The organism is Paralteromonas sediminis (assembly GCF_003820355.1).
Lineage (GTDB): Bacteria > Pseudomonadota > Gammaproteobacteria > Enterobacterales > Alteromonadaceae > Alteromonas_F > Alteromonas_F sediminis.
Map to the genome: position 1 here is coordinate 490,779 of NZ_RPOK01000004.1, position 26,118 is coordinate 516,896.

Genomic DNA, 26,118 nt, shown 5'->3' on the forward strand with positions numbered 1-26,118 from the left:
GAGTTTAGACGATCTAAATCAATTTCCCGAAAAAAAAAGCGCGCAGTTTATGCGATAGGTGACTCAAACCCTTGAGGTTTTGCAGTGATCACTGAACAGTGTATTTGTTGCAAAATACTTTCAGCCGTATTCCCCATAAACAAGCCTTTAATGCCGGTTCGTCCCAAAGATCCCAGCACTAACATATCGGTATTGTTGGCTTTTACGAATGCCGCCACACTCTCTTCTGGGTGACCGTCGATTAAGCGTGTTTTAATCACAGGTGTTGGCAAAATTTGTTTATCGAGCAAATATTGATGCGCTTGTTTCATGGCCGCTCGTTTAGTCACTTTCTCCTGTTGCGTTATCTGCTGCTGCATTGTTTCAGGGTCATCCGCCCATATACTCGCAAAATCAGCTAATGAGTCTGCGCAGGCGTGAATGAGAGTGATGCTACTGGCAGTTTTAGCAACAAAAGTAAGCGTCAGGTCCAGTAACTGCCTGTTGAATTCAGATATAGCTCCCTCCTCTTCAGGTGCCTTAAAATCTAAAGCAACAACCACTTGTCCAGGAGTTTGATGCCGACCGGTATTGATTAACCATGTAGGCACTGGGCACTTGCGCATGAGATGCATATCATCACTGTCGAAGATGCTGTCCATCCAGGTTGGATCTTCCGCAGACTTGATAACAATGCTAACAGGATTCTTCAGCGTGTACCGTATGGCCTGCAGGTAAAGCTTGCCGAAGCTGATTTCAACATTAATAGAGAGTTGGGGACAATGTTTTGTTACCGTCGCCTGAATCGTCTGTTTGGTCGCTTCACTGATTTTTTGCTTAATGTAACCACTATCCATCTGTAAAAAATGCTGATGCATAGCGAAATCAGGCTCCGCCAACACGCACAATATTGTGAGCCTTTCATCGCGACTTTGCGCAGTATCTGCGGCTTTAAGTAGGGTACTCTCATCCAGCTTGCCAGCTTTATTTAGTACTAAAAGCACCTGTTTTGAATCGAAATTACTCATGGTTTAGCTTCTTTTACTTGCGTCCGGTTATCTTTATTGGTCTCATCATGCAATAGCAATCGTACAGCCTCATTTGCAGCGTGACTAAAAGGAGAAAGGACCAAATCCACGCCCATCTGGCTAAGACTATTTGCATCCTGTTCTTGTTCACTCGCCATCGCCAACTTTCCTTTAAAACCATGTAGTTGAAGGGCCAATAGTAACCTTTTTCTCGGATCCTCAAACCGCGAACCTAGCCCGTCTCTCGGCAACGTGACCACTAGCCACTTCAGTTGCTTTAATGGCAACGTTGATATGAATTCATCATCGCTCAGGTCACCATAGAAACAGGGAATCTCACGCTGTCTCCAATACTCGTATTTTTCTGGATTGAAGTCTACGACCCCGAGTGCATAACCGGTATTGCTCAATTGATCAATGATTTTCGAACCATATCGGCCTGCACCACATACGAGTACCTCAAAATCTGTGTTCGTTTCTGTTTCTTCACCGGTATTTGATTCCCTAAAAGTATTTTCTCTTTCGAAGACTCGCAACCAGGGTGAAAGCAAGTCATACAACCTGTGGGAATTAGCAATCATGTAAACCGAAAGCGCAATTGTGATCAAACCCACCAAGGTTACCAGACCTATTGCACTGTTGTGTAAATGGCCTATCGCGATCCCCATTGCAACAAAAATAAGTGAAAACTCACTGATCTGTGCCACTGTCAGTCCGGCCAAAAAACCTGTTCGCCGTCGGTAGCCCAGTATGCCCATGATAATCATGACGATGATAGGGTTTCCAATGAGCACAAAAACAGAAAGCACTATAGCTGCAAATAGATGTTCTCCGAGTGCGGATAAATCAATCTGACTTCCAAGTGCAATGAAAAAAAACAGCAATAAAAAGTCTCGTAGTGACGATAACTTCGTCACTATCGATTCTCGATAGGGTGTTGAAGCCAACGCCACACCGGCTAAGAGACCACCCAGCTCCTTACTAAACCCCAATAAGTGTCCGAGGGTTGCAAACAAACAAGCCAGTCCTACCGCAAAGACAAGCATGAGCTCCGACGAACGGGCTGCGGCTTTAGTGATAACGTTAGCAATATAGCGAATAAACAAAAACACTATCATTAACATAACAATAGCGCCCAGTATGATCTGACTAAATAGTTGTGTGAGCGAACTATCAGACGCTTGCCCCACACCAATGGCAGACAGCACTACCAAGGCAATCACAACCACTACATCCTGAACGATCAGAAACCCAAGCGCAATACGGCCATGAAGCGAATCGACTTCCCTTTTATCAGACAGCATTTTGACAATAATAATCGTGCTTGAGAAGGTAAGCGCAATACTCACATAGAGTGAGGTTATGGCATCAAAGCCGAGCGCGAGACATAAAAAGAAGCCCACAACAGAGGTAAAAATTACCTGCCCCAGCCCCGTTGCTAACGCGACAAACCCGAGCTTTCGAATCAGCTTCACATCCAGTTTCAGCCCAACCAGAAATAATAGTATGGCAATACCCAGTTGTGCCAACAGCGCAATGCTGTCATCGGAGTGCACTGTATCCAGACCTGACGGCCCAACTAGGATTCCGACAGCAATAAATGCAACGATAATAGGCTGCTTTAACCACTGCCCAATAAACGCAGCCACTGCCGCAATAGATAGCAAAACAGTAAATTCGTAAAACGGGTTAGCTCTTAACAGCTCGTTAAATTCTGAAATTGGCATAGTATGGATATCAAGTGGCGTGTTAATGACGTTATAGCAGTAAATGATACTGTGATAAACATCAAAAAAGCCGTGCATTAGATCAACATTTAGCGAGCCATTAAGATTCTTTTTATTGTTCTAAATCAAAGATTTACCAGTGATTCTAGCTAACCTTTATGCAGTAACCTTAACAGGAGTTTATCATGCACAACGATGACCACCACCTGTCTCAGAATGGAGACTGGTTAATGAATATGTTAAACAAAGGAATTAGCCAAATTATCCGTGTATTGGCAGTAATGATGGTTGTTGTTATCGTTCTGTGTGTGGCTGACGTTGGCTTTGTCATCTATGAAAAACTCACTGCGCCTCCGCAATACCTGCTCTCACTGAATGACATTTTTGCAGTATTTGCCTCGTTTCTGGCAGTACTTATTGCTATAGAAATATTCGCCAATATCACCCTGTACCTTCGCGATGATGTGATCCACATCCGACTCGTTGTAGCCACTGCATTAATGGCTATTGCGCGAAAAGTCATCGTGTTGGACTTTACCACGGTAACACCGGAATATGTTTATGGCATTGGTATTGTGGTGCTGGCTTTGGGAATAACGTATTACCTAGTGACTATCAAAGCCAGAACCTAAGAGGGCTAATGGCATCTATTCAGGTTCTTTCATTTTGGCCGTATATGGCGGCCAGCCTAAAGGTTTTCCGCCCAGAACATGCAAGTGAATGTGATACACCGTCTGGCCTCCAAATTCATTGCAATTCATTACTGTTCTGTAGCCCTCATCAGCTATTCCCAATTTTTGTGCCACCTTAGCCGCAACAACACTCAAATGCCCGACCACCTCTCTGTCATCCGGTGTAATGTCATTGATCGTGGCTATCGCTTTTTTTGGGATAACCAAAAAGTGCACTGGCGCCTGAGGATTAATATCCTTAAAGGCTAGAGATTGCTCGTCTTCGTAAAGAATATCAGCCGGAATTTCTTTATTGATTATTTTAGTAAAAATGGTTTCTGACATAGTTATCCCTCTTTATTCACACAGTGTTAAACAAACACAAACCACAACAAAATTGCGCCAAGGCACAGACGGTAGATCACAAATGGCAACATGCCGATGCGAGATATCCAGCTTAAAAATAGGTAAATACACAAATAAGCACTCACAAAAGAAAACGTCGCACCATAAAAGAGTGCCGTCCAATCCACAGGCTCCGCTTGCTGCAATAAATCAACCGTTGACAGTAACCCGGCCCCTAGAATCGCAGGAATGGAAAGCAAAAATGAAAAACGCGCAGCACTCTCGCGGTCAAACCCTAGCATTAAGCTAGCAGTCATAGTGATACCACTTCTTGATGTTCCGGGTATTAACGCCAGAATTTGCGCACACCCGATAATAAGTGCATGGCTAAACCGCATACCCTGTAATTTTGTTTGGAGTTTAGCTGTCGCGTCTGCGTACCATAATAGTAGCCCAAAACCTATGGTGGTTACCGCCATTACCAGTGCTGTTCTGGCGTTGACTTCGATCCAGTCTTTGAGCAAAAAGCCGATTATAATAATTGGCACAGTAGCGATAACCACGGACCAAGCCAAACGGCTTTGTTCTGTTTGGTTACGACTAAAACCGTGGACAAAAAAACCGTGAGTCATCTCTATGATGTCTTTTCTGAGGTAAATCATCACTGCCAGCAAGCTGCCAACGTGCACAGCAACATCAAATGCCAAGCCCTGACTTACCCAACCAAGCAGCTCTGCCGGCAGGAGTAAATGCGCTGAACTGGATATGGGCAGAAACTCAGTAATGCCCTGAATAATAGCCAAAATGATAATTTCTAACAGCGTCATTTTGTGTTGCTCCATGCAAAAGAAATCGGCCAAAGCCGTTGTTTAGTCTTGTCGAAGTCGCGCCACAATCGAGAAAATGATTTATGGCAAACAGGGTGTATTGCATCTGGTGCTATTTCTGCCAAAGGTTGAAGCACAAAGGCGTTATACAGGATCTCTCCTCGTGGTAATTCAACGGGTTCATTAGCCACTTTGTTGTCGTACAACAGTAAATCCAAGTCAAGCGTACGAGAGGCAAACTTTTTTAATCCTCGCGTACGGCCATTTTCACTTTCGATGCGCTTTAACGTACTAACCACCTCTGTCACAGCATAGCTTGTGGTTGCGCTGGCAACCCAATTATAGAAAGGCGCGCCTTTAAAACCAATGGCTTCACTTTCGTATACCTGAGAACACACTAGGTCAGAAAAGTGTTTCTCCAACGCTGTCTTTGCTGCTTGTGTATTGACCGCTCTATCGATATTTGAGCCAATGCTAATGAAAATCTGATGGTTCACAAACACACAGGCCCATTTTTATCGAAACCCATTGAGACACTCACTGTCTGTGCATCGGGTAAAATTTCAGGCTTTTCGATACATAGGATAAGTTTGTGTATCTCGAATGTCTGCATAAGATGCATGGCTAGGGCATTGCCCAAAGCTTCAAGTAATTCAAATGAGGTTTGCGCTGCGAATGCCTTTGCTTCGTTGGCTACTGCGGCATAATCTATGGTATCTTGGACATTGTCGCTTGCCATCGCATTTGACAGATTTGCCCAAATTTGAAAGCTCATCACTAAGTTTGTCAGAGACTCTCTTTCCCAATCATACACACCTATCAAGGTTGGCACTGTTAACTTTTGAATCTCTATTTTTTGCATTGTCGCCTGTCATGCCGGTCTTTACTGGAACCTGCTTGATTTTTCTAGTAGATTTCCCCTAGTTTACCTTAATCAACTCAACAATCCATGATTGCAATCGCCATACTAATGATTTCTGTTGCTTACCTTGTGGGCTCGTTGTCCAGCGCAGTTATCGTATGTCGTTTGTTTGGGTTACCGGACCCGCGGTTGGTCGGTTCAAAAAATCCAGGGGCAACCAATGTATATCGCATTGGCGGGCGGTTTCCGGCCGTTTTAGTTCTGGTATTTGACATCCTCAAGGGCGGCCTGCCTGTTTATGGCAGTTACTTGATTGGCTTGCCACCTGTCTCTTTAGGGTTAATCGCCATGGCGGCATGCCTCGGCCACAGTTACCCCTTATATTTTGGTTTTAAAGGCGGTAAGTCAGTAGCGACCGCTTTTGGTGCTTTGCTGCCCATAGGTCCAGCGCTGGCCGGCGCGCTCATATTAACTTGGGCCGGTGTCATTTTTGTAACCGGCTATTCCTCATTGGGTGCGTTAATAGCAGTGTCGTTGGCGCCGGTCTTTACTTGGTTTATCAAACCGCTGTATACCATACCTGTCATCATGTTAAGCGGTTTTATCATCTTTCGGCATCATCAAAACATTGCGCGTCTGATAAAAGGCGAAGAAACCCCCATATGGTCAAAGCGGGGTAAGCGAATCCAATGACCAGCGCGGTTTCGCCACCTCAGACAGTGAGGATGTTTGGCCGGCAGCCATGCGCTGACAACCGGCGTAGGCAATCATAGCGCCATTGTCGGTGCACAAGTTTAACGCTGGATAAAACGCTTGACCGCCCATGTCATTGAGCATCTTCTTCATAGCTGCTCGCAAGTGCTTATTTGCACTTACGCCTCCTGAAATCACCAATCGTTTTCTTCCCGTTTGCTTGAGCGCTCTGCGGCACTTTATCATCAGCGTATCAACCACTGCCTCTTGAAAGGCATAAGCGATATTGGCATAGGTCTGACGCTGACCATCACTGGCTCGAATGGTATTGGCTGCAAACGTCTTTAAACCACTAAAACTGAAATCCAAACCCGGTCTGTCTGTCATAGGGCGAGGAAACGCATAATGACCACCCTCCCCTTCGTCAGCAAGCTTGGCTAAATGAGGACCACCAGGGTAATCTAAACCCAGCAATTTCGCCGTTTTATCAAACGCTTCACCAGCAGCATCATCAATGGATTCACCTAGGACTTCATATTCACCAATGCCTTTGACATCGACCAGCATTGAGTGCCCTCCTGAAACCAACAAAGCAACGAAGGGAAATTCAGGGCAAGGATCTTCCAGCATTGGGGCCAACAGGTGCCCTTCCATATGATGCACGCCTATAGTGGGTTTGTCCCAGGCAAAAGCCAATGCACGAGCGACAGAAGAGCCCACTAATAAAGCGCCAACCAGACCTGGACCTTGCGTATATGCAATGCCATCAATGTCTGTTTTACTGCTATTGGCATCATCAAGCGCTTTTTCTATTAATGGGATAATTTTTCTAACGTGATCACGGGAGGCCAGTTCCGGCACCACTCCGCCGTAATCAGCATGCAGTTTTACCTGGCTATACAGTTCATGGGACAACAAGCCTTCTTCACTGTCGTAAACGGCTACCCCTGTTTCATCACACGATGTTTCTATACCTAAAACGCGCACATGGCCTCCTATATCTTGGGCAAGAAGTTTACCGTCTTAGATGACTTGTGGAAACCTGTTGGAACAGTTATTTGTATCATGAGACAGCATAAGCTTTTAATCGATCTTGGTAAGATACTCGCACTAGAAAGAGCTTAATGCTTGTTCCAAGCTGAAAGGCTAGAGTTGACAGCCCATCACTGTTAGAACCAACCGTCGCCTCCCCCCTTGGTTTCTATGCTCACACAAATAAATACCTTGCCATGTGCCCAAATTGATATGTCCATTCGTTATGGGCACGGTAACCTGAGTACCGAGAATGCTACTTTTCAAATGTGCAGGCATGTCATCACTACCTTCATAGGTGTGTTTATAATAAGCGGCATTCTCAGGCACCATCTGATTAAAGTGCGATTCAAAGTCTTGTCTCACTGTCGGATCGGCATTTTCGTTAATGGTAAGCGACGCAGAGGTGTGTTGAATAAATACATTCATCAGGCCGGTTAATTCACAGGATGCGACGGCCGATTGCACCTTATCCGTTATTAAGTGAAAACCGCGGGGCATTGAGGGTAACAAGAGCTCTGTTTGAAAAACACTGTTGCTCATTGGGATTTGTCCATTAACTCAAAGCGGCATTACTGCTCTTTATCATCAGAGTAGTTACGCATGTGTGCTTAGCTATTACAACAAAGAATACCATTCTTTGACAAAGTATAGTTCACACCGTTAACTCACTCTAGGCGGATTGTTCCCTGTTGATAAAGTGAAGTATTTAGCTGCTATTGTTTAAGGTGTCACAAATTGCAGTAATGAATCTCGTCCCATGAATATGTAATGTCGCGATCAAATGTGTGATAGAAAAAGCAAGGTTGATTATTTTTTGTGTTATTTAGGGCTTTACAAGCGCCTCAGAAATGTTTAGTATTCCGCACCATTTTTTAGCCCGGGCAGCGTTCTCCGAATCCTTTGCGCGCTGGAATACGCTCAGTTAGCCCGACAGACAAATTGTATTTGAGGTGAGAATTTAATGCCCATCGTTAAAGTTAAAGATAACGAGCCGTTTGACGTTGCATTGCGTCGTTTCAAGCGTTCATGTGAAAAAGCTGGAATCCTTTCAGAAGTGCGTCGTCGTGAGTTCTTCGAAAAACCAACTTGGGAACGCAAGCGTAAGAAAGCTGCTGCTAAGAAGCGCCATCTTAAGAAATTGGCTCGTGAAAACGCACGTCGCGTAAAATTGTACTAAGCTGCAATACCTACTCGGGCATCCAAAGGCGCTGATTGTTATCGGCGCTTTTTTGTTTGTGGCGCCAACTTAAAAGGAAAAACAAATGGCTTTGATTGATGAGTTAAAAAACGCACAAAAAGATGCAATGCGCGCTAAAGACAAGTTGCGTCTTGGCACCATTCGCATGGCACTAGCTGCGATTAAGCAAAAAGAAATCGATGAAAAAATCACCCTGGATGACGCGGCTATTTTGGCAATTCTAACCAAAATGGTTAAGCAACGTCAGGATGCGGCATATCAGTTTGACGCAGCTAACCGTGCCGACCTTGCAGACAATGAACGGGCCGAGATCACCGTCATAGAATCCTTTTTGCCACAACCATTGAGCGAAGACGAAATAAACGCACTTATCGAAGAAGCGATGTCAGCAACAGGTGCATCTGGCATGCAGGACATGGGCAAAGTGATGGGTATGCTAAAACCCAAACTATCAGGCCGCGCCGATATAGGCAAAGTTAGCGGCCTGATTAAGGCTCGCTTGTCCTAGTTATGAATTGACCGTTGTAAGCCATCTTCAGGAGGAGCAGGTTTATTTTTCAGACTCGCCGTGAACCCATCCCTGGGGGCTCTGTTCGGGCATCCATGCCCTCAAAGGTCTGAAAAATAAACCTGCTCCTCCTGAAACTGTCTTAATCAAACTTCAAATGTTTTGATTAGTCACGAAGCAAGAGCTTTTTTTGAGCAAACTTTTCAAAACAATAATGTTAGTCACCACGCTGGATCGAGTTGGTTATTAGGGAGAGGTGTTTGCTTTTTAGACCCTCCGAGGCAAGGATGCCGAGGCGGAGCGCCCATGGATGGGTTTACAGCGTGTCTGAAAAGCAAACACCTCTCCCTAGTAACTAACGACTTCAGAAAGAAATAGCTTGATTGACCTTGCCCAAATCAAACCAAACCAAGTAAAGTAGCATCCCTTTTTTACGTTTTTTCAGGTAACCATGGCTGGCCGAATACCCCGCGAATTTATTGATGACTTAATCGCCCGCAGTGATGTGGTGGACGTGATCGATAGTCGCGTGAAGCTTAAAAAAGCGGGTAAGAACTATCAAGCTTGTTGTCCTTTTCACAATGAGAAAACGCCTTCGTTCACCGTGAGTCAGGACAAGCAGTTCTATCACTGCTTTGGTTGTGGCGCCCATGGCAATGTGTTGTCTTTCTTAATGGAATACGACCGTTTGGAATTTGTTGAAGCGGTGGAAGAATTAGCACGCTCACATGGCCTTGAGGTGCCCCGTGAAGCGTCCAACCGCCCGGTTATGACTGATCAGCAAAGAGCGCAGCGTGATACCGATTATCAACTGATGGATCAGGTCGCTAAGTTTTTTCAACATCAACTTAAGCGTCATGAGAAAGGGTCTCAGGCAATTGAATACCTGAAACAACGGGGACTTTCCGGCGAAATTGTTAAGCAATGGGAAATTGGCTATGCGCCCGATGCGTGGGATGCAATCCTGTCTACTTTTGGTAGAAATGACGCTACCGTCAGACAACTTCTCGACTTAAAGTTGATCACGCAAAACGATGCAGGGAAACGCTATGATTTTTTCCGTGATCGCATCATGTTTCCCATTCGCGACAAACGGGGTCGAGTTGTGGGGTTTGGTGGCCGTGTTATGGGTGACGGGGGGCCCAAATATCTCAACTCGCCAGAAACGCGTTTATTTCACAAGGGTCATGAGTTATACGGATTTTATCAGGCGCGTCAAAATAATCGTAAGTTAGACAATGTTGTCGTCGTTGAGGGTTACATGGACGTAGTCGCACTCAGCCAATATGGCTTAAATAATGCCGTTGCCGCGTTGGGCACTGCGACAACGCCAGAGCACCTCCACCTTTTGATGCGTAACACAGATACCATTGTATGCTGCTATGATGGCGACCGGGCAGGTAGAGAAGCTGCCTGGCGTGCTCTTGAAAATGCACTTAGCATTATGAAAGACGGCATTACTTTACGATTTCTATTTTTGCCTGATGGTGAAGACCCCGACACCATGGTGCGTAAAGAAGGCACTGAAGCCTTTCAGGCTCGCCTACACAAAGCAATGCCGCTTTCCCAATTTTTCTTTGATCATCTACTTAAAACACATGATGTCGGCTCAGCAGAAGGCAAAGCTGCATTGAAAGCGCAAGCTATACCCATGATCGAGACAGTACCCGGTGAAAATCAACAACAGTTGTTGATGGAAGCCCTCAGTAAACATACTGGTGAATACGACCGATATCAGCTGGCTCGGGATATGGCATCGGCGCGCAATCAACATGCGAAACCCAACCAACAGGCTAAATTCGAGCAACAACAGAAAACAAAAACTACGCCACTTCGTACCTTGATTAAACTGCTAGTGGAATACCCTTATTTGGCCAGTCAGGAAACGTCTGTACAGCCTGAAGTGCTCGTGGATAGCGGCATTTCTGGTCTACCTCTACTACTGGATGTACACACTTATTGCCGCGAACATCCACAGGCCAGTAGTGCGCTCCTCCTTGAATACTTTCGCGATCATCCCCAGATCAAGCAAATCGGTAAGCTGTTGCAAATGGAAAGTTTAACAGTAAGTGAGAAATACGATCCGTTAAAAGCTTACAGAGACAGCTTTGCCATGTTAGTTGATTGGATGGTTAAAAGTCGCATGGAGACCTTGATTTCTCGTTCGCGTGTGGGCGGCCTGAGCAACGAGGAAAAGCAGGAACTGGCGCTGTTGATAAAATCACAGCAGTAGTGATATTTTTTCGACAAATACTGGTCAAAAAATGGGTTTTCCTGCTATACTGGCTAATTCGCTGCGCTAATCCGAAAATTGGTGAAAATCGAACGAAAAGGCACATTATCCATGTGCTTTTGTTGTGTTAGCAGGCAACCTCTGAGCAGTAATGTGTGAATTTCAAATAGTGTAGGGTTTATGGCACAAAGCAAGCAGTCACAAATTAAGCTTCTAATAGCAAAAGGGAAAGAGCAAGGGTATTTAACTTTTGCAGAAGTTAATGACCACCTTCCTCAGGATATTGTTGACTCCGACCAAATCGAAGACATCATCCGCATGATAAATGACATGGGTATTCAGGTATCAGAATCTGCACCTGAAGCCGATGAACTTCTCATGCAAGAGGCAACCGCCGACGAAGACGCGGCCGAAGCCGCTGCACAGGCTCTCGCTACCGTAGAGAGTGAAATCGGTCGTACCACCGACCCAGTTCGCATGTATATGCGAGAAATGGGCACGGTCGAATTGTTAACCCGCGAAGGCGAAATTGAAATAGCCAAGCGAATTGAAGACGGTATCAATCAAGTACAGTGCTCAGTGGCAGAATACCCAGAAGCAATCACGGAATTGCTGGACCAATGGGATTTATTCGAGGCGGAAGAAATTCGTCTCAGCGACATTATTTCAGGTTTTGTCGATCCTAACGACGAACAGGATTTAGCACCAACCGCTACACACGTCGGTTCAGAGCTGTCTGAGGAGGAGCTCGACGACGAAGATGATGATGGCGATGACGATGAAGAAGAAGATACGGGTATCGATCCTGAACTCGCTCGCGAGCGCTTCGAAGCACTGAGAACCCAATACGAAAAAGCCCGTAGTGCTATTGAAGCCAAAGGAAGAGCCCACCCTGATGCACGTGCCCAGATAAACGAATTAAGTGAAGTCTTCAAAGAGTTCAGGTTAGTACCGAAGCAATTTGACCGCATGGTTAAAAGCATGCGAGACATGATGAACCGCGTCCGCATTCAGGAGCGTTTGGTCATGAAGCACTGTGTCATTCAGGCTAAGATGCCCAAAAAAGACTTCATCAAGGCCTTTGCAGGTAATGAAACCACTACAGATTGGTTGAATGCAGCGCTTGCGTCAGGTGCAGACTATGTGCCTGAACTTTTGGTACATAAAGAAGAAATTGAACGCAGTATCAGCAAAATGAACCAGGTCGAACAAGAGACCGGTTTGGACATTGCTGATATCAAAGACATCAACCGTCGCATGTCCATAGGTGAAGCCAAGGCTCGCCGCGCCAAGAAAGAAATGGTTGAGGCAAACTTGCGACTCGTTATCTCAATTGCGAAGAAATACACCAACCGAGGCTTACAATTCCTGGACCTGATTCAGGAAGGAAACATCGGTCTGATGAAAGCGGTAGACAAGTTTGAATATCGTCGCGGTTATAAGTTTTCAACATACGCCACTTGGTGGATTCGTCAGGCCATCACGCGTTCAATTGCTGACCAGGCGAGAACTATCCGTATTCCAGTGCACATGATTGAAACGATCAACAAGCTCAATCGTATCTCTCGTCAAATGCTTCAGGAAATGGGCCGTGAGCCTACACCTGAAGAGTTGTCAGAGCGCATGTTGATGCCTGAAGACAAGATCCGGAAAGTACTCAAAATTGCTAAAGAGCCAATCTCAATGGAAACGCCTATTGGTGATGATGAAGATTCGCATCTTGGCGATTTTATTGAGGACACCACTATTGTACAGCCTCTTGACTCGGCGACCGGTGGTAGCTTGAAAGACGCCACGCAGGAAGTCCTTGCAGGACTGACGGCTCGTGAAGCCAAGGTACTTCGCATGCGCTTTGGTATCGATATGAATACCGACCACACCCTTGAAGAAGTAGGCAAGCAATTTGACGTTACCCGTGAGCGTATTCGTCAGATTGAAGCAAAAGCGCTTCGCAAACTGCGTCACCCAAGCCGCTCAGAGCAACTTAGAAGCTTCTTAGACGAATAGTACTCATCAATAAGTATGATAAAGAGCCGCTAAATAGCGGCTCTTTTTTTTGTCTTTATTTCATTATTGACTGCACAGCACCACGTTAGATAGCAGAATTGCCCGATGTTACAAAAAAGAAAACAAACCCCACCCTGTAACTTTATTACACATATTAAGTTAAGGCACTGTTAAATAATGATTTTTATGTAATTTTATTACTTAAAAGGCTTGATCTTTGTACTTTTGTAACGAAAATGAAGAAAGACAAATGATTGATGTACTTTAATTACATAAATGGGGTAACGATGAAACGATTAACTTATACGGTGACAATGTGCGCCTTAGCATTCTCTAGTACGGCCTTTGCCAGCAAGGTTAAGTTTGAAGCACTTAACGATGGATTGGCAACACAAGCGTGTATTGTTTCTGCCACAGAAGGTCTGGAAGCGGCTAAAGCGCTAGTTCAAAACCAAGGCCTTCACTTCAATACATTTAAGGCATCGGTAAGCTGTAACAACCAGTCTCTGACTGCTTTTTCCAGACAATATGCAATGACTGCGAAGAGTACTCTTGAGGATGCAAGTCAAAATAAACGCATACGTTTAGTGGCAACCAAAACTGATAGCGCTTCTCAGCTGTGCCTGGATGCTGTTGCTTTGGGTGAAGAAGCCGCTAGAGCTAAGCACAACTTTAACGGACCAGTGAGCTGCAACTACAAGACTTTGTCTAACTTCGTAAGACGATTCAAAAATAAGCAGGTAGAGATAATGTCTGCTGGCGAATAGATAACTCGGTCAGCCCTTTGGGCTGGCCAGCATATTTTTGGAGTCTGTTGGTCTTTTCTGTACAATTTTTCAGCGGCTTGTGTTTCATTGAACAATGCAGAGTGACCGACGTGTAATTAGTCTACATGTAGGCCGTAAAAATAGCAGTCTCCTGAATCATGGCACTCTAGTTGCTTCCTCAATCTTTAAATTTCCAACGAAAGAAAGGAATCAACATGAAAAACGCGATACTAATATCGTCACTTCTCGCCAGCCCGCTATTGAACGCAGATACCGCCTCTTACAAGTCAGTCATCAATGAACTTCAACTAAACGCTTCAGGTGACGTAAATTTGTCAGTTTTGATGATGGAAGAAGACGATGAGCTGCTTTGTGATAAAAATGGTTTTCATTTTAGCTTCTCTCTTGACAGTAACACTGCTGAAAAATGGTATGACACTTTAATACTCGCACGAACGGGCAACAGCCTAGTCGATTTTCATTACAAGCGTTATGAAAACAACCATTGCTCACTCACGGCAATAACATTGCCCAAGCTCTTTGAAGATGGACAAGCACCGGGTGGCGATCCTAGTGCTGGATTACTAAAAGAAACAGGGAGCTATGGCAACGTTGCCCTTGTTGGCACTAATGGCCTGAGTGAGGCCAGTTATACCGCCAGTGCTTTCTATGGCCAAGACGCAGCGGCAGCTGCCTTTGATGGTTATGTATATAACGTCAAAACCAACGTAGATACTGATGAAAAAATAGGTCGTGGGATCTGGTTGGTTAAACGAGAATATGAAAACAGGCAATTTACCAAACCTTGGTTGCAAGTCGACTTCGGCAAAGAAGTTTCTTTGATTGGTACACGACTATTTGTAAATGCAAAATCCGTCGAACTGGGCAGGAGCCCTCGCAATGTTAATATTTTGTATTCCAATGATGGAGAGGACTTTGTTCATCTTGAATCTTTTGTCCTCGGCGCAGAGGAAATTACAGTTACCCCCTTTAGTGGTGTGGTGACTGGGCGCTTCTTCAGACTTGAGATTGAGTCCAACAACGGCGACGGCAATTTTATTGAAGTCGATGAATGGGAATTGTATCAAAATAAGTAGCATCTATGGATATTCAAAGTAAATTCGCATCGGCGTCTTTGTTTCAATACCTGGAAAACAACCAGCCAGGAGATTCCTCCCGGCTCGATGCCATTGTTAGCAAAAGCCGAAACGACACCCGGCAACAGGTAAACGACATAGAACAAAGCACCCGTAGTTTTGACAGTATTGAGCAAATGGTGGACAAAATCACCTCGGGTAAGGCAAACCTTAGTCAAGAGGCTATTGATGACATGTTTGCTTTTTACTATGAGCAGGTATCGTCTGAAGTCGAGGGTTTAGCCAAGCGGTTTGGGGTGAGCGAGTTACCACCTTTTGGTTTTGATAGTGGTCAAATGCAGGCCACTACGCCCGATAACATTACGAAAGGGCAGCAGCGGTTGCTCGACTACTTTGAACGGGACAGTCGTTTATCAGAGCGTCTTTCCCGTTTACAAGGCCTGACACAGTTGCGGGAACTCAGTGCCAGTCATCAATATGCCAACCAACTTCAGCAGAGCGGCATGTCTGACAATCAAGTAGAGAACTACGTGCTTAGCAGCCGTGCCGCTGTATTGGAAAATAACAGCTTTACCATAAAAATCGGCAGGCTGGTCCCTGACAACTTAGGTATAGCAGCCGAAGCTCAACGAAGAGTCTCTCAGTTGAGCTCGCCTTTGTTATACGGAACTGACTCCTGCAACTCACTGATGGTATTCGCTCTGCGTTGTGGAGAACCTGTATTTCGCGCCAACCAGGCATAGGCGGTCGGCACGACAAACAGCGTCATAAATGCCGAAATCAGCACACCCGAGAAAATCACCATACCAATTACAGCGCGACTTTCTGCACCTGGACCAGATGCAAGTACCAGTGGCAGCGCGCTAAACACTGTGGTAAATCCGGTCATCACAATCGGCCTGAGTCGTAACACTGCCGCGTGTTTCAGGGCCTGCTCAAACTCTTCACCAGCATCTCTGAGCTGGTTGGCAAATTCCACAATCAAAATACCGTTTTTAGCCGCCAGACCGATTAGCATAACCAGTCCGATTTGGCTGTAAATATTGATGCTCATACCGGCCAAATAGAGCCCAACAAAGGCTCCAAGGAGTGCCAACGGCACCGTTAGCATGATCACCCAAGGATGAACCCAACTCTCAAATTGCGCGGCCAACACCAGATAGGTTACTGCCAAAGCAAGAGCAAAAATGAAAATAAACGAATTGCCCGACTCCTGATACAGCTGAGACTCACCTTTGTAGTCAATGGAAACCGCATCAGGCAACTCTGTTGCCACTATATCTTCCAGAAACGCCAATGCCTGACCCACCGTATAGCCGTCGGCCAGGTTAGCCGAGATGGTAATGGCTCTCATGCGGTTGTACCGATTTAGCTCAGCAGATGTGGCCTGTTCAGTAAAGGAAAGCAAGTTGTCCATAGGAATAAGTTCGCCGGTTCGTTGCGAACGTACATAGAGGTTTTCAATGCTGTTAGGGCTTCGATAATCAGCCTCAACACCTTCCAAAATCACATCGTACTCTTCACCGCGATCCAGAAAGGTTGATACTCGGCGTTGACCCAACATGGTTTCAAGCGTTCTACCTATGTCGCTGATAGACACACCAAGATCTGCGGCCCTGTCACGATCGATTTTAACCAGAAGTTGAGGGTAAGTTTCTTTATAATCAGTATCGAGCCTTAACAAGTTCGGGTTTTCTGCCGCTTTTTCCATCACAGTATCACGCCATGAAACCAGGTTTTCGTAAGTGTCACCTTGCAGGACAAATTGCACCGGTCGACCAAACCCTCTTCCAGCAATGCCACTGCGCATAATACTAAATGCTCTTACATCGGGAATTTGACTGATTTTTGCATTGATTTCATTCATCAGCGCAAAGGTATCCCGTTCCCGTTCATCCCAATCTGGTCCACCAACAATAGCAATACCCGCACTGCCACCAAAGCCAGGCGTTCTCACCAATACCCTGCTAAGCTCTCCGCGTTCGCGGTAAGGCAACAATATGGCTTCTAGTTGTTTTAAATTCTCCGCATTACTTTCAAAGCTCGCCCCTTCTTGGGCCTGCATCAGGATAAAAAAGTTTCCTCTGTCTTCCCGCGGAACAAACTCTTCGGGAATCAGCTTAAAAAGTTGGTAAACGGAGACCACAGACAATACCAGCAGCACTGTCATCATGACAGGTTGGTGTAAAGTCTTGCCAAGTGTTCTGTGATAGCGGGCTTCTACAGATTTAAAGACCTTATCGACCCAACGACCAAAGCCGCCCGATCGGCTGCGTTTCTTGAGAATTTTAGAGGCCATCATGGGAGATAAGGTGAGTGCAGTAAAGCTAGAAAAGGCAACCGCTGCGGCAATCGCCAATGCAAATTCAGTAAATAACCTGCCTATGTTTCCTTCTAAGAACACTAAGGGAACAAACACGGATATCAATACCAGTGTTGTGGCAATCACGGCAAAGCCAACTTCCCTGGCACCTCTGTAAGCGGCTAAAATGGGGGGCTCACCCATCTCTATGCGTCGGTAAATATTTTCCAACACAACAATAGAGTCATCTACAACAAGTCCGATAGCCAACACCAGTGCTAAAAGGGTTAGCAGGTTGATAGAAAATCCCAGCGCGAACATCACAATAAAGGCAGCAATAAGTGACACCGGCACAGTTACCGCTGGGATTAAGGTAGCCCTGATATTGCCTAGAAACAGGTAAATCACAACTATCACCATGAACATGGCAATACCCAGTGTGTTGTATACTTCGCTGATGGATTCTTCAATAAAGACTGAAGAATCATAACTGGGAACGATAAAAATATTATCCGGTAATGTTGCCTCTATACGCGCTATTTGTTCTCTGGCAGAACGAGCTACCTCTAGCGTATTGGCTTTAGATTGTTTGACAATTCCCAGACCTATCATGTTGACGCCATCGCCGCGGAACTCTGTCTTATTGTCAGCGGCCGTAAGTTCAACATTTGCTACCTCGCCTAGCCTGACCAGGTAACCATCAGCACCGGTGGCGACAGCGATCTTGGCGAAGTCATCAGGATCTAGGAAGGTACGAGCAACACGAACCTCAAAGTCACGGTCGTTTGACTCAACCTGCCCAGCAGGCAGTTCAACGTTTTCTGAGCGTATTACACGCTCAATATCTGCAACGGTCACACCTCTGGCAGCCATGGCATTTCTGTCAAGCCAGACCTTCATCGCATACCGTCGTCCTCCCCCTATTTGCACGCGAGCGACGCCTTCTGCAATCGACAGCCTGTCTACCACAAAACGTTCAGCGTAATCAGTAAGTTCCATCGTATTTAGGTTAGTACTGCGCAAGTTGTACCATACCACCACGTTTTCATCGGAATTGGCCTTTGACACCTCAGGAGGATTGGCTTGATCAGGCAAATTGTCCAATACTCGACTGACTCGCTCACGCACATCGTTAGATGCTGCGTCTATGTCGCGGGATAACTTGAATTCGATTGATATGTTGGAGCGACCATTACGGCTGCGTGAAGTAATGTTTTTAATGCCCTCAATACCACTTATGCGATCTTCTATCACCTGAGTGATACGGGTCTCTACAATACTTGCCGATGCACCGGGGTAATCAGTGTCGATCGATACAATCGGTGGGTCGATATCCGGGTACTCTCGTAACGAGAGCAAGCTGATGGCTACGACACCGAAGATGATGAGTAAGAGGTTAACAACACTCGCAAAAACCGGACGTTTAACTGAAATATCAGACAGCAACATGGTTATTCCTCATCGTCATTTAGCACGTTGACGCTTGACTGGTCTCTCACTCGCAGGGTGCCATCGACAACCACCCGCTGCCCAGCCTCAAGCCCACTCACGATTTGCACAAAACCAGGTCTGCGTTCGCCAATCTTTACTTCAGTTTCTGTCACTGAGTCGCCATTGAGTACATAAACCAGTTGCTTATCTTCATTGGGGACAAGTGCTTTTTCTGGCACGACCAAAGCGTCGAGGACACGCTTCTCCAAGGTGATTTGCAATAGCATACCTGGGCGAAGCTTTTTCTCGCTGTTATCGATAGCTGCACGCACCAGAATAGAGCGGGTGACGGGGTCGATGCGTGAATCAATACTACTGATAGTGCCGTTAAAGCGCTCACCAGGGTACGCCACAGAACTTGCCTCTACACTAAGACCAGTGCGTAAACTAGCAAGATGACTTTCCGAGACACTGAAGTTCACTTTTACCACAGACACATCATCAAGGGTCGTGATCACATCAGCCGGACGAACCAAAGAACCCACACTGATTTCTCTTATGCCCAGCTGCCCACTGAAGGGCGCTCGTATTTGCAATTCATTTAACTGAGCGTTCAGGACTTCCAACTGCGCTTGCATGGCATTCACTCTGGCCTGTTGTTCGTCAAACAGCTGTTCTGATGCCGCACTTTCTTTCTTGAGGTTGCTGATGCGCGCTAATTGTCGTTTCGCTTCATTGAGGTTCACCTCTAGCTCATTGACTCTAGCGCGCTCTTCCTTATCGTCGAATTGCACCAATAACTGCCCTGCTTCGACATATTGACCATCATCAAACTTTATATCAACAACCAATTCTGTTTCTTGTGCTGTAAGCGTTACAGACTCATTGGCCCGGGCTGTGCCAAGCGCTTCGATGACGATTGGAAAGGCCTGTTGCTTCACTTGTGCCACTTTAACAGGCGTTTTACGTGGCCCATTTACAGTCTCTTCCTGTTGCTGTGGCCAGTTTATGAACACTAGGAACGCAGCGAGTAGAACAATACCAATTAACAGTGGTGAAACTTTGCCACTTGAGCCCATATTTTTTTACCTTTTCTAGACTTTTATTTGTACGTTGGGGCAGCGGAATTTTGCAGTACCATTACGCCAAACAAACTATTAGGATTAATAGCAGATTAATGGCGAAATAGTTTACAGGCTGTAATGATTTATAGGGTTCTTTTATCAATAATTTTGGGGGTTTCAGCGCTTTTTGGTTGTACTGATCCACTCGATTCCCCAATTTGCAGGAACAATATAACCAGCGAAGTCCCCGACTCAGGTCAACTGGTTTGCATGATCCCTCAACAGCAAGCCATTATTTTAGTGCAACAAAAACACGGTTTGCCTACTACTTTAGGTGTTTCCGCAGAAGGCTCCGATGGGTTGTGCAAACTACACCGCTATGCGTGGGAAAAAACTGGCATAAACATTGAAGTTAACCAACTTTTGTTCCAGACCCCTCAGTTAACCATTGTTTCTTGTTTACTGAGCAACGATATCCACATTTCAGAACGAGGGTTAGCTCTGCCAGCTTGGCGAACCTCGGATAAATATGAATATATGGTTGCTAAGAACCCGTATTTGCTCACAAGAAACGATCTCAAAAATCCAGAGATGCTTATCCCTCTGCGTGAAGCCTACGTGGCACATTTCAATAAGAATCACAAAGAAGACTAACCTGTAAACCGAAAAAACACGTATACTCCTAAACAAATTAAAACGACCGTTTGAATTCAGGAGTGAACATGCCACAGTATCAGGCCCCACTTGCAGACTTTCAGTTTTTGCTCAACGACTGGTTAGACATTAATGAACACTACAAAAGCCTTGGCGTAGAAGAATTTGATGCAGAGCTCGCTAACGAAATTATTGCGCAAGGCGGCAAATTTGCCGCAGACGTCATCGCCCCTCTAAACCGAGAAGGTGATGAGCAAGGTTGCAAGTTAGAAGATGGACAAGTATCTACCCCTGACGGATTTTCTGCAGCGTACAAAGACTATGTGGCCAATGGCTGGAATGCCATGCTTGGCAGTGCTGAGTATGATGGTCAAGATCTTCCCTATTCCATGGCGGTCCCTGTGCATGAGATGCTTAACTCAGCAAACCTCAGCTGGCGCCTCACCACCATGCTCACTGAGAGTGCTATTCTTGCTATCACCAAACACGCCAGTGAGGAACTCAAGTCCTTGTACTTGGCCAAGCTGATTAGTGGTGAATGGACAGGCACCATGAACCTCACTGAGCCACATGCGGGTACAGACCTGAGTTTGCTTTCAACAAAAGCAGAACCTGTTGGTGATGGCCGCTATGAAATCACTGGCAATAAGATTTTTATTACCGCAGGCGACCAGGACTGGAGCGACAATATCATTCATCTTGTCCTTGCTCGTCTCCCTGATGCGCCCCCAGGCGTTAAGGGGATCAGCTTGTTCCTCGTGCCCAAGTTCTTGCTCGATGAAAACGGCAACCCTGGCCAGAAAAATAAAGTGTCTGTGGGCAGTATCGAGAAGAAAATGGGCATTAAAGCCAGTCCTACCTGTGTAATGAATTACGACGGTGCGACGGGTTGGTTGGTTGGTGAAGAGAACCAAGGGCTCGCCTGTATGTTCACTATGATGAATGATGCGCGTTTTCAGGTTGGTCTTGAGGGGCTTGGTACCGCTGAGGCTAGTTTCCAGGGCGCACTAGCTTACGCGAGGGAGCGTCTGCAAAGCCGTGCTCCACAGGGTGTCCAATCACCTGATTCAAAGGCTGATCCTATTGTTTTTCAACCTGATGTCGCGCGCATGCTGCTTACCCAAAAAGCCTTGGTGGAAGGATGCAGAGCACTTTCTATGATGTATGCACAAATGATGGACATCGAGAAGTATGCTGACGGCGAACAAAAACACCAGGCAGGCATGGTTATTCAGTACCTTACCCCAATCTGTAAGGCCTTTATGACAGATATGGGCCTTGAGGCCAGTAACCTCGGGGTTCAGGTATTTGGCGGTCATGGCTATATTCGTGAATGGGGAATGGAGCAACTGGTGCGCGACACACGAATTGCCCAGCTTTATGAAGGCACAAATGGTATTCAAGCACTTGACCTAATTGGCAGAAAGCTAACCAGAGATGGCGGTGAAATGATGAATGCGACCTATCAGGCTTTCCTTTCTAAAGTGAGCATGATCGAAGAGACAGGGGCTAAGGAAAAAGCGACAGCCCTGCTAGAGGAATGGAAGTCAGTGTCTACATCACAACTTGGAAAAAGCGCTGAAGATGTTGCCTCTGCAGCATGTGACTATTTAGCCTATTGTGCGTACTCACTGATTGGTGTGCTTTGGTACAGCATGGCAGACACGGCGACTCGCAGTGAAAACACGACATTGGCCAGCGCAAAAGGAAAAACCCGTGATTTTTATATTGCACGCCTGTTGCCGCGCAAAGATATGCACCTGGCGGCTCTAGAAACCGGTGCTGACACAGTACTGGCTGTTTCAGGAAGTGAATTTGACTACATTTAACGATTGAAGTTATTTCAGTCTGCAATCAAAAAAGAGAGCCTCTTGGCTCTCTTTTTATAGTTTTGCAACCTGTTCACTGAAGGTGTCACCAAACCAGTCCTTGAGCATTCTTTTCTCATAAGCAAACGGACGTTCGCTGAAGCGAACAGACAATCCATCCAGAAAGCCCATGTCTTTAATTTTAACGTCGTCAGCCTTGATGTCATTGCCAGATGCATCTTTTAGCACATAGCTAAATGTCATTCTTGGGATGTGGATACGTTTAACAACGCGTACATCCTCACCGCCCGAACCTATGCCTACAAACGATGCTGGCCAAACTTGTCCCGCCAAATCGATATCAGTAACCGTTACATGCAAGGTTTGCCCTTCTGGAAGGGTTTCGGCAAGCTTTTCAAAAGCCTCGTCCAACTCTCGAAAGACCTGCTTTCTAAATGAGCGGCGACTTTGTAGAGAAGGCCTGATATCTGAGTAGTCCTGAGGAGACTGCCATGTGATCAGCACACGGCCTTCCTCATTTTTGACAGTTTGATCTTTCTCGTCGGCAATCGCAGTGGCACTTGTCATCGTACTCAATGACAATGCTGAGACTAGCAGTAATTTACGCATGGTCTTCCCCTTAACACGTACTTTTTTACTCTTTATCAAAGTGTAACAACCGAACCTGAACACGCCATGAACAATTCGTCCTTATCTGTGATTACGCAAAATACCGGCTTCTTGAATCTGCTCACAGAATTTTTCACGGGTATTGCCATAAATATAGGGGTTAATATCGTCGCCTTTACAATAACGCAGATAAAATACGCCCAGCGTTTCCCGATCTTTCATAACGTGCTCGGTATACTTCAGCTGGTTCTCACTTAATTCAGCCAGCAGCGGCTTAGCTTCCTCACGAAAATCTCGCAGGACTTTTTGTTCCGCCGCATCAGACAATTTGTTGAACCAGTTACCCACACCAACTTCGTTGCCCTTAAGCAGGTCATCAGCTAGGTCAGACTGATAAAAAGCCACCAATACTGCAACGACTACCAGCCAATAAAAAAAACGTTTCATGCTATTGTTCTGCTCCGTGTAATGTTTGCACAGCGTTTACACTTTTATATTTGATCTATATTAAACAATTTTTGACGACCATTGTTATACTTCCGAACGCAAACTTGGTATTCAGTTCCGTTTGAAGGTATTTATGAACGATCCAATCCCCGTCAAGAATGTGACTCCCGTCAAGGTTCACAAGCCCAAATCTCTCGAACAAGACAGTGGGGTGTCGTCCCGCAATCATATCTATGTGCGCAAAGTAGAAGGCACGCTGGAAACGTTCAGACGCTTTTTTGGTCTTATTTTTCTTGGCATTTTTGCAATCATTCCTTGGCTACAATACAACGGAACTCAAGCCGTTCTGTTGGATATTGGCCAGCAACGCTTTTCTATATTTGCCTTAACCCTATGGCCACAAGATTTAACTTTACTCGCCTACATTTTGATTGTCAGTGCTTTTGCACTCTTTTTTGTTACTACGTTTGCTGGGCGGGTCTGGTGTGGTTTTATGTGTCCGCAAACTACCTGGACATTTATTTTTATCTGGTTTGAAGAAAAGATAGAAGGGAGTAGCAATAAACGGAAGAAGTTAGATGCCAGGCAAATGGATGCCGACAAGTTCATCAGAAAGTCTCTTAAACATTTGGCATGGGTCGGCGTATCTTTGCTCACGGCATTAACCTTTGTGGGCTATTTCACCCCCATACATATGTTGTTTGTCGACTTCTTCACCTTCAATGTCACTTTTTGGGCCGGCTTTTTTGTTATATTTTTTACCGTTTGTACCTACGGAAATGCAGGCTGGATGCGTGAAATAATGTGCACACATATGTGTCCTTATGCCCGCTTCCAGTCAGCCATGTTCGACAAAGATACTTTCACTGTCGCTTATGATACTAAACGGGGTGAAACGCGAGGTCCACGCTCGCGAAAACTTGCCCATTCCGATCTCGAATCAAAAGGTCTCGGTGACTGCATAGACTGCAATCTATGCGTACAGGTATGCCCTACCGGTATCGATATTCGCAATGGCCTACAGTACGAGTGTATTAATTGTGGCGCTTGTGTCGATGCGTGCAATGGCGTGATGGAAAAAATGGGGTATCCCAAGGGGCTCATCAGTTTTACCTCTGAACATGAACTGGCAGGTGGCGAAACCAAGATATTCAGGCCCAAGCTGATTGGGTATTTTGTGGTATTAATGATAATGACAGGCGCGCTGGTTGCCGACATCGTACTTCGAGTGCCACTGGAACTGGATATCATTCGCGACCGTACAACCCTCTACCGGGAAACTAACGACGGCCTGATCGAAAATGTTTATACGTTGAAGGTTCTGAACAAATCACAGCAGGACTATCATTACACTATCGATGTGCAAGGGCTGCCTGAGTATGAACTCAGTGGTGATCAAGAGGTATTTGTCAAAGCAGGAGAGGTGCTCACCGTCCCCCTCTCTTTGGCAACAGATCCTTACAACCTCGAAGAACGGGTAACAGAGATACACTTTACCGTGACAACAAAAGACAGCGAAACAATAATCACAGTTAAAGAACCGACGCGTTTCCTGTATCGTTAACGGATGAACGATGATTTTTCTTTTTCCGGGTTAACACCCGACGTTATTTTGGATGCGCTGGAAAGTATTGGTGTTTACGCATCATCAGGTTTGCTGGCGCTTAACAGTTACGAAAACCGTGTATATCAGTTTATTGCTGACGACGGAAAACGCTATGTTGTAAAGTTTTATCGGCCAGGCAGATGGAGCAATCAAGCGATAGAAGAGGAGCATACATTTTCTGCCGAACTCATTGAGCAGGACATTCCTCTTGCAGCGCCCTTAACCATACACAACAACACCTTGCATCATTGGAATCAATATAGGTTTACCCTTTTCCCTTCTGTTGGCGGCAGGCAATTTGAGAATGATGATCTTGATCAACTGGAATGGATGGGCCGGTTTATCGGTCGCATTCACTCTGTGGGGAAAGTCAAAGTATTCGAGCATCGCCCCACTATCAGTACCGCGAATTATCTAAGTCATTCCAAATCCGTCTTAGAAAACTGTGAATTACTTCCCCACCATTTGCAAACCGCATTCTGGGCCATAATGGATCCCGTCATTCAAACCACAGAAGCGCGTTTTAATGATCAAAAATGGCAATCTTTACGACTTCATGGTGACTGTCATCCTGGAAATATACTGTGGCGAGATGGGCCTACGTTTGTTGATCTAGACGATGCCAGAAACGGCCCGGCCATTCAGGATTTGTGGATGATGCTCAGCGGGGACCGCGCAAACAGGCTCCTTCAGTTAGACGTTTTGTTAGAAGCCTATGAAGAATTTCAACATTTTGACAGTAAGGAAATTAGGTTGATTGAACCTTTGCGCGCCATGCGCATGGTTCACCACATGGCCTGGATAGCCCTGCGTTGGCAGGACCCTGCTTTTCCGCGAGCATTCCCTTGGTTTGCTCAGGATAAATACTGGGAAGGTCAAATACTTGCATTAAAAGAGCAATTAGCTGCACTGGACGAACCCCCGCTCACTCGCGTATAGTGCGCCCCGCATCAGGTGCCCCGGCTCTCATTTACCGGGGTTAAACGGGAAGTTTGTGAAAATCAAACGCTGCCCCCGCAACGGTTAACCACGCAAGACTCGGTATGCCACTGTTGTTTATTAACAACGGGAAGGCCGAATGCATGCCCATAAGCATGTTGGTGAGCCCGGATACCGGCCTGGTAAGGAGTTTCACCTCGCTTTATTGATGAGCGTGAGACAGTCTTACAATCAGCACTCGGGTGGAGTGCTACGTGGAT

The 26,118-nt window shown here is 45.8% G+C and carries 25 protein-coding genes and 1 riboswitch; of the genes, 13 read left to right on the top strand and 12 right to left on the bottom strand.

What is annotated here, in order from left to right:
• Nucleotides 1-47: 47 nt before the first annotated feature.
• On the bottom strand, nucleotides 48-1,007 hold the full coding sequence (locus tag DRW07_RS14245) for a universal stress protein (protein WP_124028598.1): 960 nt from the start codon (nucleotides 1,005-1,007) through the stop codon (nucleotides 48-50).
• Nucleotides 1,004-2,812 (bottom strand): cation:proton antiporter, encoded by a 1,809-nt coding sequence (locus tag DRW07_RS14250; protein WP_240630642.1) that lies wholly within the window; start codon nucleotides 2,810-2,812, stop codon nucleotides 1,004-1,006. The genes DRW07_RS14245 and DRW07_RS14250 overlap by 4 nt, the downstream gene beginning before the upstream one ends.
• A 107-nt stretch (nucleotides 2,813-2,919) precedes the next feature.
• Between DRW07_RS14250 and DRW07_RS14255 the strand changes: the two genes are divergently transcribed.
• Nucleotides 2,920-3,366, top strand: coding sequence for a phosphate-starvation-inducible PsiE family protein (locus tag DRW07_RS14255; protein WP_124028599.1), 447 nt, complete (start codon nucleotides 2,920-2,922; stop codon nucleotides 3,364-3,366).
• Between the two features lie 15 nt (nucleotides 3,367-3,381).
• Here the strand turns inward: DRW07_RS14255 and DRW07_RS14260 are convergent, their stop codons facing one another.
• Genes DRW07_RS14260 through folB form a run of 4 tightly spaced genes read right to left on the bottom strand, consistent with a single transcriptional unit; the run spans nucleotide 3,382 to nucleotide 5,439 of the window.
• Nucleotides 3,382-3,750 (bottom strand): histidine triad nucleotide-binding protein, encoded by a 369-nt coding sequence (locus DRW07_RS14260; protein WP_124028600.1) that lies wholly within the window; start codon nucleotides 3,748-3,750, stop codon nucleotides 3,382-3,384.
• Between the two features lie 26 nt (nucleotides 3,751-3,776).
• Nucleotides 3,777-4,577, bottom strand: a complete 801-nt coding sequence (locus tag DRW07_RS14265) for an undecaprenyl-diphosphate phosphatase (protein ID WP_124028601.1) — start codon at nucleotides 4,575-4,577, stop codon at nucleotides 3,777-3,779.
• Nucleotides 4,574-5,074, bottom strand: a complete 501-nt coding sequence (gene folK / locus DRW07_RS14270) for a 2-amino-4-hydroxy-6-hydroxymethyldihydropteridine diphosphokinase (RefSeq protein WP_124028602.1) — start codon at nucleotides 5,072-5,074, stop codon at nucleotides 4,574-4,576. The genes DRW07_RS14265 and folK overlap by 4 nt, the downstream gene beginning before the upstream one ends.
• A complete protein-coding gene (folB, locus tag DRW07_RS14275) occupies nucleotides 5,071-5,439 on the bottom strand; it encodes a dihydroneopterin aldolase (protein WP_124028603.1) in 369 nt (122 codons plus the stop codon). Before folB ends, folK begins: the two co-directional genes overlap by 4 nt.
• A gap of 87 nt (nucleotides 5,440-5,526) precedes the next feature.
• On the opposite strand from folB, the gene plsY reads away from it, so the two are divergent.
• A complete protein-coding gene (gene plsY, locus DRW07_RS14280) occupies nucleotides 5,527-6,132 on the top strand; it encodes a glycerol-3-phosphate 1-O-acyltransferase PlsY (RefSeq protein WP_124028604.1) in 606 nt (201 codons plus the stop codon).
• Here plsY and tsaD read toward each other — a convergent pair.
• Together tsaD and DRW07_RS14290 are read right to left on the bottom strand one after the other, a co-directional pair.
• The gene (gene tsaD / locus DRW07_RS14285; protein ID WP_124028605.1) at nucleotides 6,106-7,119 is read right to left on the bottom strand and encodes a tRNA (adenosine(37)-N6)-threonylcarbamoyltransferase complex transferase subunit TsaD; all 1,014 of its coding nucleotides are present in this window, start codon (nucleotides 7,117-7,119) and stop codon (nucleotides 6,106-6,108) included. The genes plsY and tsaD overlap by 27 nt on opposite strands.
• Before the next feature lie 159 nt (nucleotides 7,120-7,278).
• Nucleotides 7,279-7,707, bottom strand: coding sequence for a secondary thiamine-phosphate synthase enzyme YjbQ (locus tag DRW07_RS14290; RefSeq protein ID WP_124028606.1), 429 nt, complete (start codon nucleotides 7,705-7,707; stop codon nucleotides 7,279-7,281).
• A gap of 421 nt (nucleotides 7,708-8,128) precedes the next feature.
• Here DRW07_RS14290 and rpsU point away from each other — a divergent pair, with 421 nt between their 5' ends.
• The 7 genes from rpsU (at nucleotide 8,129) to DRW07_RS14325 (ending at nucleotide 15,720) form a co-directional block, all read left to right on the top strand.
• The gene (gene rpsU / locus DRW07_RS14295; RefSeq protein WP_124028607.1) at nucleotides 8,129-8,344 is read left to right on the top strand and encodes a 30S ribosomal protein S21; all 216 of its coding nucleotides are present in this window, start codon (nucleotides 8,129-8,131) and stop codon (nucleotides 8,342-8,344) included.
• 85 nt (nucleotides 8,345-8,429) lie between these two features.
• Nucleotides 8,430-8,873, top strand: a complete 444-nt coding sequence (locus DRW07_RS14300) for a GatB/YqeY domain-containing protein (protein WP_124028608.1) — start codon at nucleotides 8,430-8,432, stop codon at nucleotides 8,871-8,873.
• Between the two features lie 451 nt (nucleotides 8,874-9,324).
• Complete coding sequence (dnaG, locus tag DRW07_RS14305; RefSeq protein ID WP_124028609.1) at nucleotides 9,325-11,106, top strand: DNA primase; 1,782 nt, start codon at nucleotides 9,325-9,327, stop codon at nucleotides 11,104-11,106.
• Between the two features lie 180 nt (nucleotides 11,107-11,286).
• Entirely contained in the window at nucleotides 11,287-13,113 is a 1,827-nt protein-coding gene (gene rpoD / locus DRW07_RS14310; RefSeq protein ID WP_124028610.1) for an RNA polymerase sigma factor RpoD, read from the top strand.
• Nucleotides 13,114-13,400: 287 nt separating this feature from the next.
• A complete protein-coding gene (locus tag DRW07_RS14315; RefSeq protein WP_124028611.1) occupies nucleotides 13,401-13,880 on the top strand; it encodes a DUF3718 domain-containing protein in 480 nt (159 codons plus the stop codon).
• A 215-nt stretch (nucleotides 13,881-14,095) separates the two neighbouring features.
• A complete protein-coding gene (locus DRW07_RS14320) occupies nucleotides 14,096-14,977 on the top strand; it encodes a discoidin domain-containing protein (protein WP_124028612.1) in 882 nt (293 codons plus the stop codon).
• Between the two features lie 5 nt (nucleotides 14,978-14,982).
• Entirely contained in the window at nucleotides 14,983-15,720 is a 738-nt protein-coding gene (locus DRW07_RS14325) for a hypothetical protein (RefSeq protein ID WP_124028613.1), read from the top strand.
• On the opposite strand, the gene DRW07_RS14330 is transcribed toward DRW07_RS14325, so the two are convergent.
• Entirely contained in the window at nucleotides 15,618-18,728 is a 3,111-nt protein-coding gene (locus tag DRW07_RS14330; protein ID WP_124028614.1) for an efflux RND transporter permease subunit, read from the bottom strand. The genes DRW07_RS14325 and DRW07_RS14330 overlap by 103 nt on opposite strands.
• A gap of 2 nt (nucleotides 18,729-18,730) precedes the next feature.
• Complete coding sequence (locus DRW07_RS14335; protein WP_124028615.1) at nucleotides 18,731-19,789, bottom strand: efflux RND transporter periplasmic adaptor subunit; 1,059 nt, start codon at nucleotides 19,787-19,789, stop codon at nucleotides 18,731-18,733.
• A 255-nt stretch (nucleotides 19,790-20,044) separates the two neighbouring features.
• On the opposite strand from DRW07_RS14335, the gene DRW07_RS14340 reads away from it, so the two are divergent.
• Both DRW07_RS14340 and DRW07_RS14345 read left to right on the top strand, forming a co-directional pair.
• Entirely contained in the window at nucleotides 20,045-20,428 is a 384-nt protein-coding gene (locus DRW07_RS14340) for a hypothetical protein (protein ID WP_124028616.1), read from the top strand.
• A gap of 68 nt (nucleotides 20,429-20,496) precedes the next feature.
• A complete protein-coding gene (locus tag DRW07_RS14345; protein WP_124028617.1) occupies nucleotides 20,497-22,257 on the top strand; it encodes an acyl-CoA dehydrogenase family protein in 1,761 nt (586 codons plus the stop codon).
• 54 nt (nucleotides 22,258-22,311) lie between these two features.
• Here the strand turns inward: DRW07_RS14345 and DRW07_RS14350 are convergent, their stop codons facing one another.
• Nucleotides 22,312-22,866, bottom strand: a complete 555-nt coding sequence (locus DRW07_RS14350; RefSeq protein ID WP_124028618.1) for a DUF3016 domain-containing protein — start codon at nucleotides 22,864-22,866, stop codon at nucleotides 22,312-22,314.
• A gap of 81 nt (nucleotides 22,867-22,947) precedes the next feature.
• Nucleotides 22,948-23,313, bottom strand: coding sequence for a hypothetical protein (locus DRW07_RS14355; protein WP_124028619.1), 366 nt, complete (start codon nucleotides 23,311-23,313; stop codon nucleotides 22,948-22,950).
• Between the two features lie 133 nt (nucleotides 23,314-23,446).
• On the opposite strand from DRW07_RS14355, the gene ccoG reads away from it, so the two are divergent.
• Both ccoG and DRW07_RS14365 read left to right on the top strand, forming a co-directional pair.
• Nucleotides 23,447-24,877 carry a cytochrome c oxidase accessory protein CcoG gene (ccoG, locus tag DRW07_RS14360; protein ID WP_124028620.1) on the top strand — a complete coding sequence of 477 codons (1,431 nt, stop codon included), beginning with the start codon at nucleotides 23,447-23,449 and terminating at the stop codon, nucleotides 24,875-24,877.
• A gap of 3 nt (nucleotides 24,878-24,880) precedes the next feature.
• The gene (locus tag DRW07_RS14365; protein ID WP_124028621.1) at nucleotides 24,881-25,858 is read left to right on the top strand and encodes a serine/threonine protein kinase; all 978 of its coding nucleotides are present in this window, start codon (nucleotides 24,881-24,883) and stop codon (nucleotides 25,856-25,858) included.
• A riboswitch (cobalamin riboswitch) is annotated at nucleotides 25,855-26,055 on the top strand. Its footprint overlaps the gene before it by 4 nt.
• Nucleotides 26,056-26,118 lie beyond the last annotated feature (63 nt).

Coding starts and splice junctions, on each gene's coding strand:
- DRW07_RS14260 (WP_124028600.1), bottom strand. CDS start 3,750: ATGTCAGAAACCATTTTTACTAAAATAATCAATAAAGAAATTCCGGCT.
- rpsU (WP_124028607.1), top strand. CDS start 8,129: ATGCCCATCGTTAAAGTTAAAGATAACGAGCCGTTTGACGTTGCATTG.
- DRW07_RS14340 (WP_124028616.1), top strand. CDS start 20,045: ATGATCCCTCAACAGCAAGCCATTATTTTAGTGCAACAAAAACACGGT.
- DRW07_RS14365 (WP_124028621.1), top strand. CDS start 24,881: ATGAACGATGATTTTTCTTTTTCCGGGTTAACACCCGACGTTATTTTG.
- DRW07_RS14335 (WP_124028615.1), bottom strand. CDS start 19,789: ATGGGCTCAAGTGGCAAAGTTTCACCACTGTTAATTGGTATTGTTCTA.
- plsY (WP_124028604.1), top strand. CDS start 5,527: ATGATTGCAATCGCCATACTAATGATTTCTGTTGCTTACCTTGTGGGC.
- DRW07_RS14330 (WP_124028614.1), bottom strand. CDS start 18,728: ATGTTGCTGTCTGATATTTCAGTTAAACGTCCGGTTTTTGCGAGTGTT.
- DRW07_RS14245 (WP_124028598.1), bottom strand. CDS start 1,007: ATGAGTAATTTCGATTCAAAACAGGTGCTTTTAGTACTAAATAAAGCT.
- DRW07_RS14250 (WP_240630642.1), bottom strand. CDS start 2,812: ATGCACGGCTTTTTTGATGTTTATCACAGTATCATTTACTGCTATAAC.
- rpoD (WP_124028610.1), top strand. CDS start 11,287: ATGGCACAAAGCAAGCAGTCACAAATTAAGCTTCTAATAGCAAAAGGG.
- DRW07_RS14265 (WP_124028601.1), bottom strand. CDS start 4,577: ATGACGCTGTTAGAAATTATCATTTTGGCTATTATTCAGGGCATTACT.
- DRW07_RS14350 (WP_124028618.1), bottom strand. CDS start 22,866: ATGCGTAAATTACTGCTAGTCTCAGCATTGTCATTGAGTACGATGACA.
- DRW07_RS14320 (WP_124028612.1), top strand. CDS start 14,096: ATGAAAAACGCGATACTAATATCGTCACTTCTCGCCAGCCCGCTATTG.
- DRW07_RS14315 (WP_124028611.1), top strand. CDS start 13,401: ATGAAACGATTAACTTATACGGTGACAATGTGCGCCTTAGCATTCTCT.
- DRW07_RS14325 (WP_124028613.1), top strand. CDS start 14,983: ATGGATATTCAAAGTAAATTCGCATCGGCGTCTTTGTTTCAATACCTG.
- DRW07_RS14255 (WP_124028599.1), top strand. CDS start 2,920: ATGCACAACGATGACCACCACCTGTCTCAGAATGGAGACTGGTTAATG.
- DRW07_RS14300 (WP_124028608.1), top strand. CDS start 8,430: ATGGCTTTGATTGATGAGTTAAAAAACGCACAAAAAGATGCAATGCGC.
- folB (WP_124028603.1), bottom strand. CDS start 5,439: ATGCAAAAAATAGAGATTCAAAAGTTAACAGTGCCAACCTTGATAGGT.
- dnaG (WP_124028609.1), top strand. CDS start 9,325: ATGGCTGGCCGAATACCCCGCGAATTTATTGATGACTTAATCGCCCGC.
- DRW07_RS14290 (WP_124028606.1), bottom strand. CDS start 7,707: ATGAGCAACAGTGTTTTTCAAACAGAGCTCTTGTTACCCTCAATGCCC.
- DRW07_RS14345 (WP_124028617.1), top strand. CDS start 20,497: ATGCCACAGTATCAGGCCCCACTTGCAGACTTTCAGTTTTTGCTCAAC.
- DRW07_RS14355 (WP_124028619.1), bottom strand. CDS start 23,313: ATGAAACGTTTTTTTTATTGGCTGGTAGTCGTTGCAGTATTGGTGGCT.
- ccoG (WP_124028620.1), top strand. CDS start 23,447: ATGAACGATCCAATCCCCGTCAAGAATGTGACTCCCGTCAAGGTTCAC.